Source organism: Aquabacterium sp. T101, assembly GCF_057219775.1.
The window spans coordinates 69,429-84,259 of the sequence record NZ_JBXVVZ010000001.1 but is presented as its reverse complement, the minus strand read 5'-3'; the positions used below and the strand labels follow the sequence as shown (position 1 = coordinate 84,259).

13 protein-coding genes are annotated in these 14,831 nt (G+C 73.1%); 7 read left to right on the top strand and 6 right to left on the bottom strand.

The features are described from left to right. Positions 1-168 precede the first annotated feature (168 nt). From msrB to AC2EAQ_RS00385, 3 genes are read left to right on the top strand one after another with little or no spacing between them, the layout of a single operon-like run. A complete protein-coding gene (gene msrB, locus AC2EAQ_RS00395; protein ID WP_484639688.1) occupies positions 169-663 on the top strand; it encodes a peptide-methionine (R)-S-oxide reductase MsrB in 495 nt (164 codons plus the stop codon). After that, positions 660-1,340 (top strand): peptide-methionine (S)-S-oxide reductase MsrA, encoded by a 681-nt coding sequence (gene msrA, locus AC2EAQ_RS00390; protein ID WP_484639687.1) that lies wholly within the window; start codon positions 660-662, stop codon positions 1,338-1,340. The genes msrB and msrA overlap by 4 nt, the downstream gene beginning before the upstream one ends. Before the next feature lie 39 nt (positions 1,341-1,379). Then, entirely contained in the window at positions 1,380-2,036 is a 657-nt protein-coding gene (locus AC2EAQ_RS00385; RefSeq protein WP_484639686.1) for a hypothetical protein, read from the top strand. Positions 2,037-2,066: 30 nt separating this feature from the next. On the opposite strand, the gene AC2EAQ_RS00380 is transcribed toward AC2EAQ_RS00385, so the two are convergent. From AC2EAQ_RS00380 to AC2EAQ_RS00370, 3 genes are all read right to left on the bottom strand, one after another. Continuing rightward, a complete protein-coding gene (locus AC2EAQ_RS00380; RefSeq protein WP_484639685.1) occupies positions 2,067-2,903 on the bottom strand; it encodes a cytochrome P460 family protein in 837 nt (278 codons plus the stop codon). Positions 2,904-2,905: 2 nt separating this feature from the next. After that, positions 2,906-3,580, bottom strand: a complete 675-nt coding sequence (locus AC2EAQ_RS00375; RefSeq protein ID WP_484639684.1) for a hypothetical protein — start codon at positions 3,578-3,580, stop codon at positions 2,906-2,908. Positions 3,581-3,644: 64 nt separating this feature from the next. Continuing rightward, positions 3,645-5,963: a YgiQ family radical SAM protein gene (locus AC2EAQ_RS00370; RefSeq protein WP_484639683.1), complete on the bottom strand. Its 2,319-nt coding sequence runs from the start codon at positions 5,961-5,963 to the stop codon at positions 3,645-3,647. A gap of 52 nt (positions 5,964-6,015) precedes the next feature. Here AC2EAQ_RS00370 and AC2EAQ_RS00365 point away from each other — a divergent pair, with 52 nt between their 5' ends. From AC2EAQ_RS00365 to AC2EAQ_RS00355, 3 genes are all read left to right on the top strand, one after another. After that, positions 6,016-7,506: a S10 family peptidase gene (locus AC2EAQ_RS00365; RefSeq protein ID WP_484639682.1), complete on the top strand. Its 1,491-nt coding sequence runs from the start codon at positions 6,016-6,018 to the stop codon at positions 7,504-7,506. A 281-nt stretch (positions 7,507-7,787) separates the two neighbouring features. Continuing rightward, positions 7,788-9,017, top strand: coding sequence for a cation:proton antiporter (locus tag AC2EAQ_RS00360; protein ID WP_484639681.1), 1,230 nt, complete (start codon positions 7,788-7,790; stop codon positions 9,015-9,017). Next, positions 9,014-10,141, top strand: coding sequence for a YbdK family carboxylate-amine ligase (locus AC2EAQ_RS00355; protein ID WP_484639680.1), 1,128 nt, complete (start codon positions 9,014-9,016; stop codon positions 10,139-10,141). Before AC2EAQ_RS00360 ends, AC2EAQ_RS00355 begins: the two co-directional genes overlap by 4 nt. Positions 10,142-10,181: 40 nt before the next feature. Here AC2EAQ_RS00355 and AC2EAQ_RS00350 read toward each other — a convergent pair whose 3' ends face one another. The 3 genes from AC2EAQ_RS00350 to AC2EAQ_RS00340 all read right to left on the bottom strand — a co-directional run bounded on the left by AC2EAQ_RS00350 (position 10,182) and on the right by AC2EAQ_RS00340 (position 12,324). Further along, a complete protein-coding gene (locus AC2EAQ_RS00350) occupies positions 10,182-10,922 on the bottom strand; it encodes an SDR family NAD(P)-dependent oxidoreductase (protein ID WP_484639679.1) in 741 nt (246 codons plus the stop codon). Between the two features lie 62 nt (positions 10,923-10,984). Beyond that, a complete protein-coding gene (locus AC2EAQ_RS00345; RefSeq protein WP_484639678.1) occupies positions 10,985-11,620 on the bottom strand; it encodes a dioxygenase family protein in 636 nt (211 codons plus the stop codon). Between the two features lie 77 nt (positions 11,621-11,697). After that, positions 11,698-12,324, bottom strand: coding sequence for an RluA family pseudouridine synthase (locus AC2EAQ_RS00340; RefSeq protein WP_484639677.1), 627 nt, complete (start codon positions 12,322-12,324; stop codon positions 11,698-11,700). A 75-nt stretch (positions 12,325-12,399) separates the two neighbouring features. Between AC2EAQ_RS00340 and AC2EAQ_RS00335 the strand changes: the two genes are divergently transcribed. Further along, positions 12,400-14,658 (top strand): TonB-dependent receptor plug domain-containing protein, encoded by a 2,259-nt coding sequence (locus AC2EAQ_RS00335; RefSeq protein WP_484639676.1) that lies wholly within the window; start codon positions 12,400-12,402, stop codon positions 14,656-14,658. Positions 14,659-14,831 lie beyond the last annotated feature (173 nt).

The window sequence follows — 14,831 nt, the reverse complement described above, 5'->3', positions numbered from 1 at the left end:
AGCCGGATCCGCGGCGTCTGCTGGAACGGCGCCGGCTTCGCGGCGCTGGAGGCGGGCCTTCGTGAGTCGGGGCGGCCCGGGCCTGCTCTGCAAGGCTCTTTCCGTGGGTGTAAGGTGCGCGCTGTCCGTGCGACTGGTGCAGCACCACCCCACCGAACGAGGTTTCCGATGACACGACGCGACTGGCTTGGCCTGCTTTCCGGCCTGGGCCTCGGCGGCAGCGCCGCGGCGCAGCGCAAGACCGACACGCCGCCGGGCACGCCGCGGCCCGAGCCGCTGGTGCTGACCGACGCGCAGTGGCGCCAGCGCCTGACGCCGGCGCAGTACCACGTGCTGCGCGAGGAAGGCACCGAGCGCGCCTTCACCAGCCCGCTCAACGACGAGAAGCGCAAGGGCACGTTCCACTGCGCCGGCTGCGACCTGCCGCTGTTCACCAGCGACATGAAGTTCGACAGCGGCACCGGCTGGCCGAGCTTCTTCACCACGCTGCCGGGCGTGTTCGGCACCAAGCGCGACTTCAAGCTCGTGCTGCCGCGCACCGAGTACCACTGCGCGCGCTGCGGCGGTCACCACGGCCATGTCTTCGACGACGGGCCGCGACCCACCGGGCTGCGCTACTGCAACAACGGCGTGGCACTGAAGTTCGTGCCGGCGGCCGCATGATGCGCGCCGCCCTGCTGTCCCGGCGTGCGACGGCCGGCGCCCTGGCGGCGCTGGCCCTGGGCCTGCTGTTCGCGCTCGGCGCGCCGCAGGCGCAGACCACGCGCACGCCCGCCGCGGCGCCGGCGGGTCTGGCCAAGGCCACCTTCGCGGGCGGCTGCTTCTGGTGCGTCGAGGCCGACTTCGACAAGGTGCCGGGCGTCAAGTCCACCGTGTCCGGCTACATCGGCGGCAAGGTCGCCAACCCCACCTACGAGCAGGTGGCGGCCAAGGGCACCGGCCATGCCGAGGCGGTGGAGGTGATCTACGACCCCAAGGTGGTGAGCTACGAGCAGCTGGTCGAGTACTTCTGGCGCACGATCGACCCGACCACGAAGGACCGCCAGTTCTGCGACGCCGGCTCGCCCTACCGCACCGGCCTCTTCGTGCACGACGCGCAGCAGCTCGCCGCCGCCCGCGCCTCGCTCGAGAAGCTCGAGAAGACCAAGCCGTTCAAGGAGCCTGTGGTGACCGAGATCACCCTGGCCGGCCCCTTCTACGCAGCCGAGGAATACCACCAGGACTATTACAAGAAGAACCCGGTGCGCTACCGCTACTACCGCAACGGTTGCGGCCGCGACGAGCGCCTGCGCGAGCTGTGGGGCGGGCTGCCCGTGCCCCCGGGCGCCACCAGCAAGTAGGTGGGCCCGGGCCGCCGCGCACGGGCCTACACTGCGCCCATGCGTGCCTTGTCACTGGCCCTGATCGCCGTCGGCGCCGCGGTGTGCGCCGGCCCTGCCGCCGCCCAGGCCGCGTCCGCCGCTGCGGCGGCGCGCCCGGCCTCCGGTGCGTCGCCCGCCGCCGCAGCCTGCGAGCGCGCCGCGCGCGCCACGATGGGATCCACCCGCCCCGGCGCCACCGACGTGAGCTTTACCGCCGCACCGTCGCCCGTGCCGGGCCCGGCCGATTCGGCCGAGGTGGTGCTGCGCGGCGCCGGCCGCGTCAAGACCGCGGCGGGCGTGCGCCCCTTCAGCTACAACTGCAACTTCGACACCCGCAGCGCCGAGGTCACCGGCGTGGTGGTGCGCGAGGCGGCGCCCTCGGGCGACAGTGCCGCCCCGACCGTGCGCAGCGTCGAGCCGGACCTGAGCAACGTGTCGCCGCTGGCCTGCGAGTCGGCGGCCGCCGCTGCGCTGAAGAAGCGCTGGCCCACCGTGTCGCGCATCGCGTTCAACCCCGACACGCGCGCGATGGACCAGGACAGCCTGGGCAATGCGGCGCTGCGCGGCCAGGGCACGGCGCAGCCGGCGTCCGACGCGCCGTCCACGCACTTCACGTACCACTGCTCGGTGGACCCGAAGACCGGCCGGGTGCTCGGCACGCGCATCGGAAGCTGACGCGCACAACGCGCGCGCCCCGGCCGGGCGCTACTTCGCCGCGACCTCGATCGTGCCCTTCATCGTCGGGTGCAGGCCGCACACGTAGGCGATGTTGCCGGCGGCGTCGAACTGCATCGTCGCGCTCTGGCCCTTGAGCATCACGTCGCTGCGCCGGCCGTCGGCGCCGGTCAGCGTGACCTGGTGCGGCGTGTCGTCGGCATTGGTCCAGGTGACCTTCTGCCCGGCCGCGATCTTCAGCGCCCCCGGGCCGAACTGGAAGCCGGCGATCGCCACCTCGGTCGGCCCGCTGCGCGCGGCCACCTGCGCCTGGCTCGGAAACGTGCCCTTGAGCTTGGCCAGGTTGCTCAGGTACTCGTCGCGCGCGAACGGCAGGTGGCACTGGTAGCAGGCCGTGAGGTTGGCCTTGTCGTTGACCTTGCCGTCGGGCGCGAACGACTGGTACTGCCAGTCACCGTTGCGGATCGACGCCGGGATGTCGTCGCCGTGCCCCTTCTTCTTCTGCTGCACGTTCACCGCCACGAGGTTGCCCTTGACGAAGCGGCCGTTGGCGTCCTTCAGCGGCACGCCCGCGGCGTCGACCTGCGCCGCATAGGCGGCCAGCACGATGACCGCGCCGTCGGGCACCGGGCGGCCGGCGCGCACGGCGTCGATCACGTCGGGCGTGGTGTAGAACTCCCGGTACTGCTTGGTGTCCGGCCGGTCCACGGTGCCGTACATCACCCCCTTGGACCAGTTCTCCGGGAACGCCACCTTGTTGGGCCCGGGCGCGACGGTGGCCTGCTGGCCCACCGCCACCCAGCTGGCGCCGAGCGCGAGCACCGCGCCCGCCAGGGCCACCGACCCGCGCACGGACACCGCGGCCATGGTCAGTTCGTCGCGAAGCAGTAGAAGCGGCCCGAGCCGCCGGTGCGCACCAGCGCTTCCTGGCTGCAGCCGGCGCTCTGGTGCGAGAAGTTCCAGGACTTGGCCCAGTTCTCGGGCATCGGGCCGATGCGGTCGTGGTGGCCGACGATGGCCGAGCCGTCGGTGCTGCTCGTCCACGCCTTGCAGGTGGTGTCGGTCTGCGGCGCGAAGGCGGTGCCGTCGGCGCGCGAGCCGGTCAGGATGTCGTGCTCGTTGGGGGTGTCGCCACGGCCGCGCACGATGCCGCCCTTCTCGTCGAGCGCGGTCTGCTTGGTGATGTTGTTGCCGTTGTGCAGGTGGGCCACGTCGCGCGCGATCATCTCGCCCTTGGCGTTGAACCACGGGCCGTTGCCGATGCGGTCGCGCGCATTGACGGCCGGCACGCCGGGGGTGGCGCCCTGCGGGAAGGTCGGCGGCACGCTCAGGTAGGCGCGCCAGGTCTTGCCGCCCGCGCCGGCGGCGGCAGCGAGCTTCTGGCAGTGCGCGTCGGCGCCGGCCAGACCGCCAAGGTCGGCGCCCTTGCCGCTGCCCACGCTGGTGATGAAGAAGCTCATCGGGCCCGTGGGCGGCGTGGTGGCACAGGCGGCGAGCAGGACGGCGGAAGCGGCGGCGAGGGCCAGGACGCGGGCTTGACGCATGGGCGGGACTCCGGTTTTTCGGTTGAAGGTGCCCGGATTACGCAGCAGCGCCCCGTTTCCTGCCTCAGGGTGTTCCCGGTTTGCGCCCGGCACGCGCTTTGCCTTTGGGCTTGCCCGCCGCGGACGCGGACGCCACGCCGGCGCGCGGCGGCAGGCCGGTGTGCTGGGTGAGCACGGTGCCGCGCGCGGGTCGCGGCGGCGTGGAGTTCTTGCGCCGCGCGCTGGTGTAACCGCCGTCGGTGGCCGGCTGGTAGGTCGGGATCAGCTGGTGCTTGCCGCTGCCGATCAGGTCGGCGCGGCCCATGCGCTTGAGCGCGTCGCGCAGCAGCGGCCAGTTGTTCGGGTCGTGCCAGCGCAGGAAGGCCTTGTGCAGCCGCCGCCGCCGCTCGCCGCGCACCACGTCCACGCTGTCCGCCCGGCCCTCGACACGGCTGATGCCCTTGAGCGGGTTCAGATCCGTGTGGTACATCGCGGTGGCGGTGGCCATCGGCGACGGGTAAAAGGTCTGCACCTGGTCGGCCTTGAAACCGTTGCGCTTGAGCCAGAGCGCGAGGTTCATCATGTCCTCGTCGCTCGTGCCCGGATGCGCCGCGATGAAGTACGGGATCAGGTACTGCTTTTTGCCCGCCTCGGCGCTGAACTGCTCGAACATCTGCTTGAAGCGGTCGTAGCTGCCAATGCCTGGCTTCATCATCTTCGACAGCGGGCCGCTCTCGGTGTGCTCGGGGGCGATCTTCAGGTAGCCGCCCACGTGGTGCGTGACCAGTTCCTTCACGTACTCGGGGCTGCGCACGGCGAGGTCGTAGCGCAGGCCCGAGCCGATCAGGATCTTCTTGACGCCGCGCAGCGCGCGCGCCCGGCGGTACAGCCGCACCAGCGGCCCGTGGTCGGTGTTCAGGTTGGGGCAGATGCCGGGGTAGACGCAGCTGGGCTTGCGGCAGGCCGCCTCGATCTCGCGGCTCTTGCAGCCGATGCGGTACATGTTGGCCGTGGGGCCGCCCAGGTCGCTGACCACGCCGGTGAAGCCGCGCACCTTGTCGCGCATGTCCTCGATCTCGCGGATGATCGAGTCCTCGCTGCGGCTCTGGATGATGCGGCCCTCGTGCTCGGTGATCGAGCAGAAGGTGCAGCCGCCGAAGCAGCCGCGCATGATGTTCACGGAAAAGCGGATCATCTCCCAGGCCGGGATCTTGGTCGGCCCGTCGTGGCCGCCGGTCTCGTCGGCATAGGCCGGGTGCGGGCTGCGCGCATACGGCAGGTCGAACACGTGGTCCATCTCGGCGGTGGCCAGCGGGATCGGCGGCGGGTTGACCCACAGGTCGCGCTCGCCGTGGCGCTGCACCAGGGCGCGCGCGTTGCCCGGGTTGGTCTCCAGGTGCAGCACGCGGTTGGCATGCGCGTAGAGCACCGGGTCGGCGCGCACCTGCTCGTAGGACGGCAGGCGCACCACCGTGCGCTCGCGCGGCGGCATCTTCACCGCGCCGGTGCGGCGCGACACCGGCATCGCCACCACCGCGGTAGCGGGAACGGCCGTCGCGGCGGGCGCAGCGTCGCCGTCCTTCGCGCAGGCCTGCCCCTGCGAGGCCGCGGCGTCCTCGGTGCTCAGGTAGGGGTTGATGTGGTCGTCGATGCGGCCGGGCTGGTCCACCTCGGTGGAGTCGATGGCCATGAAGCCCTCGGGCTCGCGGCCCTGGCGCACCATGAAGGCGGTGCCGCGGATGTCGGTCATGGCCTCGATCGGCTCGCGGCGCGCGAGGCGGTGCGCGATCTCGACGATGGCGCGCTCGGCGTTGCCGTACACCAGCAGGTCGGCCTTGCTGTCGGCCAGGATGCTGCGGCGCACCTTGTCCTGCCAGTAGTCGTAGTGCGCGATGCGGCGCAGGCTGGCCTCGATGCCGCCGATGACCACCGGCACGTCCTTGAACGCCTCCTGGCAGCGCTGCGTGTAGACCAGGGTGGCGCGGTCGGGGCGCCGGCCGGCCACGCCGCCCGGCGTGTAGGCGTCGTCGCTGCGGATCTTCCGGTCCGCGGTGTAGTGGTTGATCATCGAGTCCATGTTCCCGGCGGCCACGCCGAAGAACAGCGTGGGCCGGCCAAGCGCGCGGAAGGCGTCGGGCGACTGCCAATCCGGCTGCGCGATGATCCCGACGCGAAAGCCCTGCGCTTCCAGCACGCGGCCGATCACGGCCATGCCGAAGCTGGGATGGTCCACGTAGGCGTCGCCGCTGACGATGATGATGTCGCACGCGTCCCAGCCCAGCGCGTCCATCTCGGCGCGGCTCATCGGCAGGAAGGGGGCGGGCCCGAAGCGCTTGGCCCAGTAGGGGCGGTAGCCCGTCAGGGCGCGCGCGGGCGCCGGCGCGGTGGGGGTGGCGGTGCTCACCGGCGCTATTGTCCCCCCTACACTCGATTCACCTCCAAGACCCCACGACACCATGGCCGACGACACCAAGCCCGCCGACGACACCAAGGACCGCGAGAAGAAGGCGGTGGAGGAACGCCTCGCCCGCGCGCCCGTGGCCTCCACCGGCCGCGTCGCCCTGGCCGACGGCCGCGTGCTGAGCTACCGCAGCACCTGCGAGTACCTGCCGGTCGTGGCCACGGGCTTCGGCAGCGACCGCGGCGAGCCGCAGGCCGCCGTCTTCACCACCGCCTACCAATGCGACGGCGCGACCGCCGGCGAGCGACCGGTGTGCTTCGCCTTCAACGGCGGGCCGGGCTCGTCGTCGGTGTGGCTGCACCTGGGCGCGCTCGGACCCAAGCGCGTGGTGGTGCCCGACGATGGCAGCATGCCCGCCCCGCCCTACGCGGTCGCCGACAACCCGCTGACCTGGCTGGCGCACTTCGACCTCGTGTTCATCGACCCGCCGCACACCGGCTGGTCGATCGCCGCGGGCGACGACGCCCGCAAGACGCTGCTGTCGGTGGACGGCGACGTCGCCGCGCTGGCCGAGGTGATGCGCGGCTGGCTCACGCGGCACCGCCGCTGGGGCTCGAAAGTCTATCTGGCCGGCGAAAGCTACGGCACCACGCGCGGCGCCGCACTGGCCGACGCGCTGCAGAACGCCAACGTGGCGCTGGCCGGCCTCGTGCTCGTGTCCTGCGCGATGGACCTGCAGAGCCTCGTCTTCGCGCCGCGCAACGACCTGCCGTACTCGCTGTTCCTGCCCGGCTTCGCCGCCACGGCCCAGTACCACGGCCGCCTGCGCGGTGCGCCGGGCGCGTCGCCCGAGGCGGCCCGCGAGGCCGCCGAGGCCTTCGTGGCCGATGACTACGTGGCGGCGCTGCAGGCCGGCGCGCGCCTGGGCGGCGCAGCGCGCCGCCGCATCGCGCGCCGCGTGGCGGAGCTGACCGGCCTGCCCGCCGCGCTGGTCGAGGCGCACAACCTGCGCATCGACGACCAGACCTTCTTCTTCGAACTGCTGCGCGACCAGGGGCGGCAGGTGGGCCGGCTCGACGCGCGCGCCACCGGCCCGATGGGTGCGCGGCGCGGCCGCGCCTTCGAGTTCGACCCCGGCATCGAGGCCATCGCCGCGCCCTACGGCATGGCCGCGCTGGCCTACTTCGCCGACGCCCTCGGGCTGGTGGACGAGCGCCGCTACGAGCTGCTGTCGATGGACACGAACAAGGCCTGGAACTGGAACCGCGGCGACGACATGGGCAACGCCTTCTGCTCGACCAGCAACGACCTGTCGCGCGCGCTGCGCCGCAACCCGCACCTGCGCGTGCTGGTGGCCAGCGGCCGCTACGACCTGGGCACGCCCTACAGCGCCAGCGACTGGTCGCTGGCGCAGCTCGACGTGCCCGCCGACGTGATGGCGCGGGTGCAGCACCACTACTACGACGCGGGCCACATGATGTACACGCGGCAGGCCGACCTGGACAAGCTCGCCCGCGACCTCGCGGCCTGGCTGGCGGCCGCATGAGGCGGCCCCCCATGGGCTCGCCCGTGCCCCGCAGCGCCCGCGCCGGCCCTTGATCCGCCGCGGGCGCCGGAGTTCCCGCTCGCATACCCCGATTCGACCTCCCCCCTGCTGGCGTAAGGTCGGCCTACCGAACGCAGCCCGCCGTCCGCGGCACTGCGCGAGGTCAGGAGCTTTCGAACCCCACGGGCCGTGGGGTTCTTTTTTGGTGCACGTTCTGACACAGGGGCTTCGCCGCGCGCGGTCACGATGCGCGACCCGCCCCGACACCACGACTGGACGCCATGCTCGACTCCCTCTGGCCCCTCGTCACCACCCCCTGGACCCTGGCGCCCGACACGCTGCTCGGCGCCACACTGCTGGCGGTGATCGCCGCCCTGGTGGGCGAGGCGGTGTGGCGCCTGATGCGCTGGCCGCGCCTGGTGGGCTACGCGCTGGTGGGCACGGCGCTGGCGATCGCCGGCCGCGGCGCCGAAGGCGACGAGCCGGCCCTGCGCGTGGCCATCGACGGCGCGCTGGCGCTGCTGCTGTTCGAGGCCGGCGCCCGGCTTCGCCTGCGCTGGCTGGTGCGCAACCCCTGGCTGCTGGTGACCAGCATCGCGGAGGCGCTGCTCGCCGGCGTGGCGGTGTTCGTGGTGCTACAGGCGCTGGGCGTGGGCGGCGACGTGGCCACGCCGCTGGCCATCCTGGCCGTGTGCGTGTCGCCCGCGGTGCTGCAGCGCGTGGTGGGCGAGCTGCACGCGGCCGGCCAGGTGACCGAGCGCCTGCTCGCGCTGGCCGCGCTGAACACCCTGTACGCGGTGCTGGCGATGAAGCTGCTGTCGGCAGGCCTGCTGCTGTCGGACCCGCGCACCTGGCTCGACGCGCTGTCGCCGGTGCTGTTCTCGTTCTGCGGCTCGATCCTGCTCGGCGCCGCGCTCGGCGAGGGGCTGGCGCTGATCGCGCGCCGCTTCGACCTGCGCGAGGACAACGCGATGGTGCTGCTGCTGGCCGCCGTGCTGCTGGCCCTGGTGCTGGCCAAGACGCTTCAGCTGTCCGCGCTGCTGGTGCCGCTGCTGGCGGGCATGTGGCTGGCCAACCGCAGCGAACGGCCCTGGGTCTGGCCGCGCCATTTCGGCAGCGCCGGCAGCGTGCTGGTGCTGGTGATGTTCGTGGCCGTGTCGTCGGCCTGGACCCTGGAGGCGCTGGCCGCCGCGGCCGGCGTGGCACTGGCGCTGGTGGCCGCACGGGCGCTGGCCAAGGGTCTGGCGGTGATGGCCACGGCGCGCCCGAGCGGTCTGGGCTATGGCCAGGCCGCGTGCCTGGCGATCGGCCTGACGCCGATGTCGGCCACCGCCTGGGTGCTGGCGCTGGACTTCTCGGCCCAGCACCCGGCCATCGGCGCGCAGCTGATGCCGGTGATGCTGGCGGTGATCGCGCTGCTGGAGCTGGCCGCGCCGCTGGCGGTGATGGCCGGCCTGCGCGCCGCCGGCGAGGTGGACATGCAGCCGCCGCGACGCGAGGCCCTGCGATGAGCCTCGGCGAGTTCGCCCCCTCGCGCGCGTTCACGCTAGGCGTCGAGCTGGAACTGCAGATCGTCAACCGGCACGACTACGACCTCGCGCCCGGCGCGGCCGACCTGCTGCGCCTGACCGGCCGGCGCAAGCTGGCCGCCGACGTCAAGCCCGAGATCACCAGCTCGATGATCGAACTGTCCACCGGCGTGTGCGAGCGCCACCGCGACGTGATCGGCCAGCTGCACGAGGTGCGCGACGCGCTGGTAGAAGACGCCGGGCGCCTGAACCTGCGCCTGGCCGGCGGCGGCACGCACGCCTTCCAGGACTGGAGCCGGCGCCGCATCTTCGACACGCCGCGCTTCAAGCAGGTGTCGCAGCTGTACGGTTACCTGTCCAAGCAGTTCACGGTGTTCGGCCAGCACGTGCACATCGGCTGCCCCGGCCCGGACGAGGCGCTGTGGCTGCTGCACGCGATGAGCCGCTACGTGCCGCACGTCATCGCGCTGTCGGCGTCGTCGCCCTACGTGCAGGGCACCGACACCGGCTTCCAATCGGCGCGCCTGAACTCGGTGTTCGCCTTCCCGCTGTCCGGGCGCTCGCCCTTCCACCTGACCTGGGACGCGTTCAAGGTCTACTTCGAGAAGATGCGGCGCACGGGCGTGGTCGACTCGATGAAGGACTTCTACTGGGACATCCGCCCCAAGCCCGAGTACGGCACGATCGAGGTGCGGGTGATGGACACGCCGCTGACGGTGGAACGTGCCGCGGCCATCGCCGCCTACCTGCAATGCGTGGCGCGCTGGCTGGCGCGCGAGCGCCCCTTCGAGCCGCAGGAGGACGACTATCTCGCCTACACCTACAACCGCTTCCAGGCCTGCCGCTTCGGCCTCGACGGCGAGGTGGTGGACGCGCAGACCGCCGAGCACCGGCCGCTGCGCGAGCTGATCCGCGAGACCCTGGCGGCGGTGGAGATGCACGCCATCGAGCTGCACGCCGAACGCGGCCTGGCCCTGGTGCGCGAGGCGCTGGACCAGCCGCTGGGCACCGACGCGGCCTGGCTGCGCGCGGCACAGGGGCGCGAGCAGTACCTGCCCGAGGTGGTGCGCCAGCAATGCCTGCGCTTCGAGGGCGGGCCGGCCTGAGCCCGCCGCGCCGCCGACCGGGCCGCGACCGGCCCGCGCGTCAGTCCTGCCGCACGTCGGCCACCGGCTTGCTGCCGAAGTCGTCGCGCAGCAGGAACGCCACCAGCCGGGCGGCGGCCGCGGCCGGCGTGTCGAGCCGACCCTCGGACTTCATCTGGCGGAAGTTGGCCACGTCCGGAAACGCCGACGCATCGGCGCTGCGCAACTGCACCTGCATGTCGGTGTCGATCACGCCCGGCGCCAGCGAGCACACGCGGGCCCCGTTCGGCTGCAGCGCCTCCTCGAGCGCCTGGGCGCGGGCGAGGTGGTCGAGCCCGGCCTTGACCGCGCAGTAGGGCCCCGACGACGCCATCGCGCGCCGACCGAGCCCCGACGACACGTGCAGCACGCGCCGCACCCCGGCCCAGCCGCGGGTGGCGCGCAGGAATGCCGCCGACAGCAGCAGCGGTGCCTCCAGGCCCACGCGCGCCGCCTTCGACAGCAGGGCCAGGTCGGTGTCCGCCAGCGGCGCGGGGGGCGTCAGCAGCGCTGCGTTGTTGACGAGGCTGGCGCTGGCGAAGCGCGACGCGTCGATGGCGCCGAGCCACGCCGCGAGGCGCTCGGCCACCGGCTGCGGGTCGGCCAGGTCGACGGCCCATTGCTCGATGCCGGGGGGCGCCGGCGGCGCCTTTCGCGACAGGCCGAGCACGACGTGACCGACCGTGCCCGCCAGCCGTTCGGCCACGGCCCGGCCCAGGCCGCGCGACGCGCCGGTGACGATGAAGAGGTGTTGCGGGGTCATGCCGCAAGGATACGCGGCCCCGCGCGGGCGGGCCCGTCAGGCCGGCGCGTCCGGCGACTCGGTCAGGCGGCCACGGCCAGCGCGTAGCGCGCGGCGAGGTGCCCCTCGGCGCCGGCGACATAAGGCACGGTCACCAGGGCGCGGTCCTCGGCGCCCAGACGCGACCAGACGAAGTCGCGCGCATTGCCCGGGTCGCCCTCGACGTAGAGCTGCGTCGTCAGCAGCTCGCGCGACCCCAGCTTCACCTTGACGTGGATGTGCGGCGCGCGACTGCCGTAGGCCACCGGCCGCAGCGTGCGGAAGCGCCAGCGGCCCTGCGCGTCGGCCTCGACGCGGCCGAACCCCTGGAACGCGCGGTCGGCGCGGTCGCCGTCGCCGGGATGGTGGTAGCGCCCCTGGTGGTCGCACTGCCAGATCTCCACCGCACCGCCGCGCAGGGCGCGCCCTTCCAGGTCGGTCAGCGTGCCCTCGACCCAGGCCGGCCGGCCCTGCGCATAGCGCAGTGCGCCGTTGCTCAGCAGGTCGGCGTCGCTGTCGGCCGGCAGCGCCACCGGGTAGAACGGGCCCTCGGTCTGGGCCGGCGTCGGACGCAGCCGCGTGCCGGCCTGGGCGCGCGCCCCGAGGTGCAGCGCGGGCAGCGCCACGCTGGCGGCGGCCAGGCGCAGCAGGTGGCGACGGTGGTTCGACGGCATGGTCATCGGCGGCTCCGGCAGGCCAGGGGATCGCGGTAGGAGCGTCGATGCTGGCATGGGTTCCCGATGCCTGCACGCCGCCCCTAGAACGGCACCGGGCTGGCGAGGGTGACCGGCCGGCCGGTCACCGGATGCGTCAGGCGCAGCTCGCAGGCATGCAGCAGCAGCCGGGGCTCGGCGTCGGTGCCGTCGCCATAGAGCGCATCGCCGACGATCGGATGCCCCTGCGACGCCAGATGCACGCGCAGCTGGTGCGAGCGGCCGGTCAGCGGCGCCAGCGCGAGCCGGGTGCGCCGAAGGAGCGCGTCGCGCGACAGCACCGTCCAGTCGGTGCGCGACGGCTTGCCCCGCTCGACGTCGACCTTCTGGCGCGGCCGGCGCGGCCAGTCGGCCGCCAGCGGCAGCTCGATGCGCCCGGCGTCGTCGGCCGTCAGGCCATGCACCACGGCCTCGTAGCGCTTGTCCACCTGGCGCCCGGCGAAGGCCTGCGACAGCGCCCGCTGCGCGGCCGCGCCGCGGCCGAACAGCATCACGCCCGAGGTGGCCTCGTCCAGCCGGTGCACCACCCGCGCGTCGGGCCAGTCGGACTGCACGCGCGCGGCGACGCAGTCGCTCTTGCCGGGCCCGCGGCCGGGCACCGCCAGCAGGCCGGCGGGCTTGTCCACCGCCAGCAGCGTGTCGTCGCAGTACAGCAGCGTGAGGCCTTGCACGGGCCGGATTGTCCGGCGGCGGCGACAAGCCCCGACGCGGGCAACGGCCGCAGCGCTCGACCACAATCATTTCCCATGACTGCATTCGCATGGCGCCCCCTGATGCTCGCCGTGACGGCCGCCGCCTGGGTGCCGCACGGTGCGCAGGCGCAGACGCCGGCCCCGGCGCCCGCACCCGCGCCCGCCCCTTCGCCCGCGCCGGCACCGGAGGCCGGGGCACCGCAGCGGGTGGAAATCAGTGGCCAGCGCGGCGACGACGAGCAGCAGCGGCGCCGCTCCACCGCCGCCAAGATCGTGATCGGCCGCGAGGAGATCGAGCGCTTCGGCGACGCCAATACGCTGGAGGTGCTCAAGCGCCTGCCCGGCGTCACCGTGCCCGGCGCGCCCGGCCGCGGCGGCAACCCGCGCATGCGCGGCATGGCCGGCGGCTACACGCAGATCCTCGTCGACGGCGAGCGCATCGCGCCCGGCTTCTCGCTCGACTCGATCCCGCCGGAGCAGATCGAGCGCATCGAGATCCTGCGCGCGCCCACCGCCGAGACCGGCGCGCGCGCGATCGCCGGCACCATCAACATCGTGCTGCGCGAGGGCTTCCGCAAGCGCCTGAACGACCTGAACGTGGCCCTGGCCGTCGAGGACGGCCATGTGTCGCCGTCGCTGTCCTGGACCCGCAACGACACCTTCGGCCCCTGGATCGTCAACGGCTCGCTGTCCCTGTTCGACCGCCGCACCGTCACCCCGAGCCGAAGCGACCGCCTCGACACCGTCGAAGCCACCGGCGTGCCGGTGCTGCAGCGCACGGGCCTGTTCCGCAGCGACGACCAGCGCCGCGGCCTGCATGCCAGTGCCCGGCTCCAGTGGCGCGACGACCAGGGCACGAGCCTGATGCTGATGCCGCTGCTGATCGCCAGCGAGGGCGACAACCGCGGCCGCGGCACGCTCGACCAGCCGTTCGGCGCCACGCCGCCGGAGTTCGCGCGCAGCGACACGCTCACCGAAGGCCGCTTCCGGTTGGCGCGGCTCAATGCCAACGTCAACCACCGCCTCGGCGCAGGCCCGCGCGTGGAGTGGCGCGCCGGCTTCGGCGACGGGCATTGGCGCGGCCGGCAGCACCGCGACGAGTTCGACGCCACGGACACGCTGAGCCAGACCTACGACGAGGACACCGACAACCGCGACCGCAATGCGACGCTGAGCCTGAAGGTGTCGTCGCTGCTGGGCGACGGACACCAGGCGGTGGGCGGCATCGAACTGGAAGACAACCAGCGCCGCGAGAGCAAGACGACGCTGCGCAACGGCGTGCCGCAGCTCACGGAGTTCGGCGAGAACCTGGAGGCCTCGTCGCGCCGCTACGCGCTCTACGCGCAGGACGAGTGGACCGTCAACCCGCAGTGGTCGGTGCATGCGGGTCTGCGCATCGAGGGCATCACGACCCGGGGCCAGGGCGAGGGCCAGGACGAGAACCGCAACCGCAGCCGCGTCACGACGCCGCTGCTGCACGCGGTGTGGAAGCCCTCCCCCGGCGCGCGCGACCAGCTGCGGGCCAGCCTGACGCGCAGCTACCGCGCCCCGGGCCTGGGCCAGCTGATCGGCCGCCCCTCGGTGAACCGGGTCGAGCCGGCGCCGGGACCCAACAGCGAGATCTCGGCCGATACGGCCGGCAATCCGGCCCTGCGGCCGGAGGTCGCGCTGGGCATCGACCTCGCCGCCGAGCGCTACCTGGCCGAGGGCGGCGTGCTGTCGGCCAACCTGTTCGTGCGCCGCATCACCGACCTGATCCGCAACGTGGTGGCGCTGGAGGACGTGAGCTGGTCGCCCGGCCAGCCGCGCTACGTGTCGCGGCCGCAGAACATCGGCAATGCGCTGTCGCGCGGCATCGAGCTGGAGGCGAAGTTCCGCCTCGACCAGCTCGTGACCGACGGCCCGCGCACCGAGGTGCGCGCCAACGCATCGCTGTACAGCTCGCGTGTGGACGCCGTGCCGGGGCCCGACAACCGTCTGGCCGAGCAGCCCGGCGGCACGCTCAACCTCGGCGCCGACCACCGCTTCCGCGGCACGCCGTTCACGCTCGGCGGCAACATCAACCACACGCCCGGCTACCGCACGCGCCTGGACGCCGACCGGGTGGCGGTGCAGTCGCGCAAGACGGTGGTCGACGCCTATGCGCTGTGGGCGCTCGACGCCGACACCAAGCTGCGGCTGACGCTGTCCAACGTGCTGGCGCCCGACACCTGGAACACGACCCTGGTGCAGAGCCAGGGTCAGCTTCAATCCACGCGCACGACCGTGCGGTCGTGGGTGAATGCGCAGCTGCGGCTGGAGATGAAGCTGTAGCGACGGCGCGGCCGTCGCGGGGGGATGGGGTACTTCGGCGCCGGTGACGGGTTCCGGGGTCCGCCCAGTGTTGCGGTCGATTGCTCGCCAGAAGTAGCCGCCATCCTAGCGTTGCCGCAGCGCCGCGGTCCCCGGAACAGCACCGGGGACCGGCCCCATCTGCGCTACGCTTG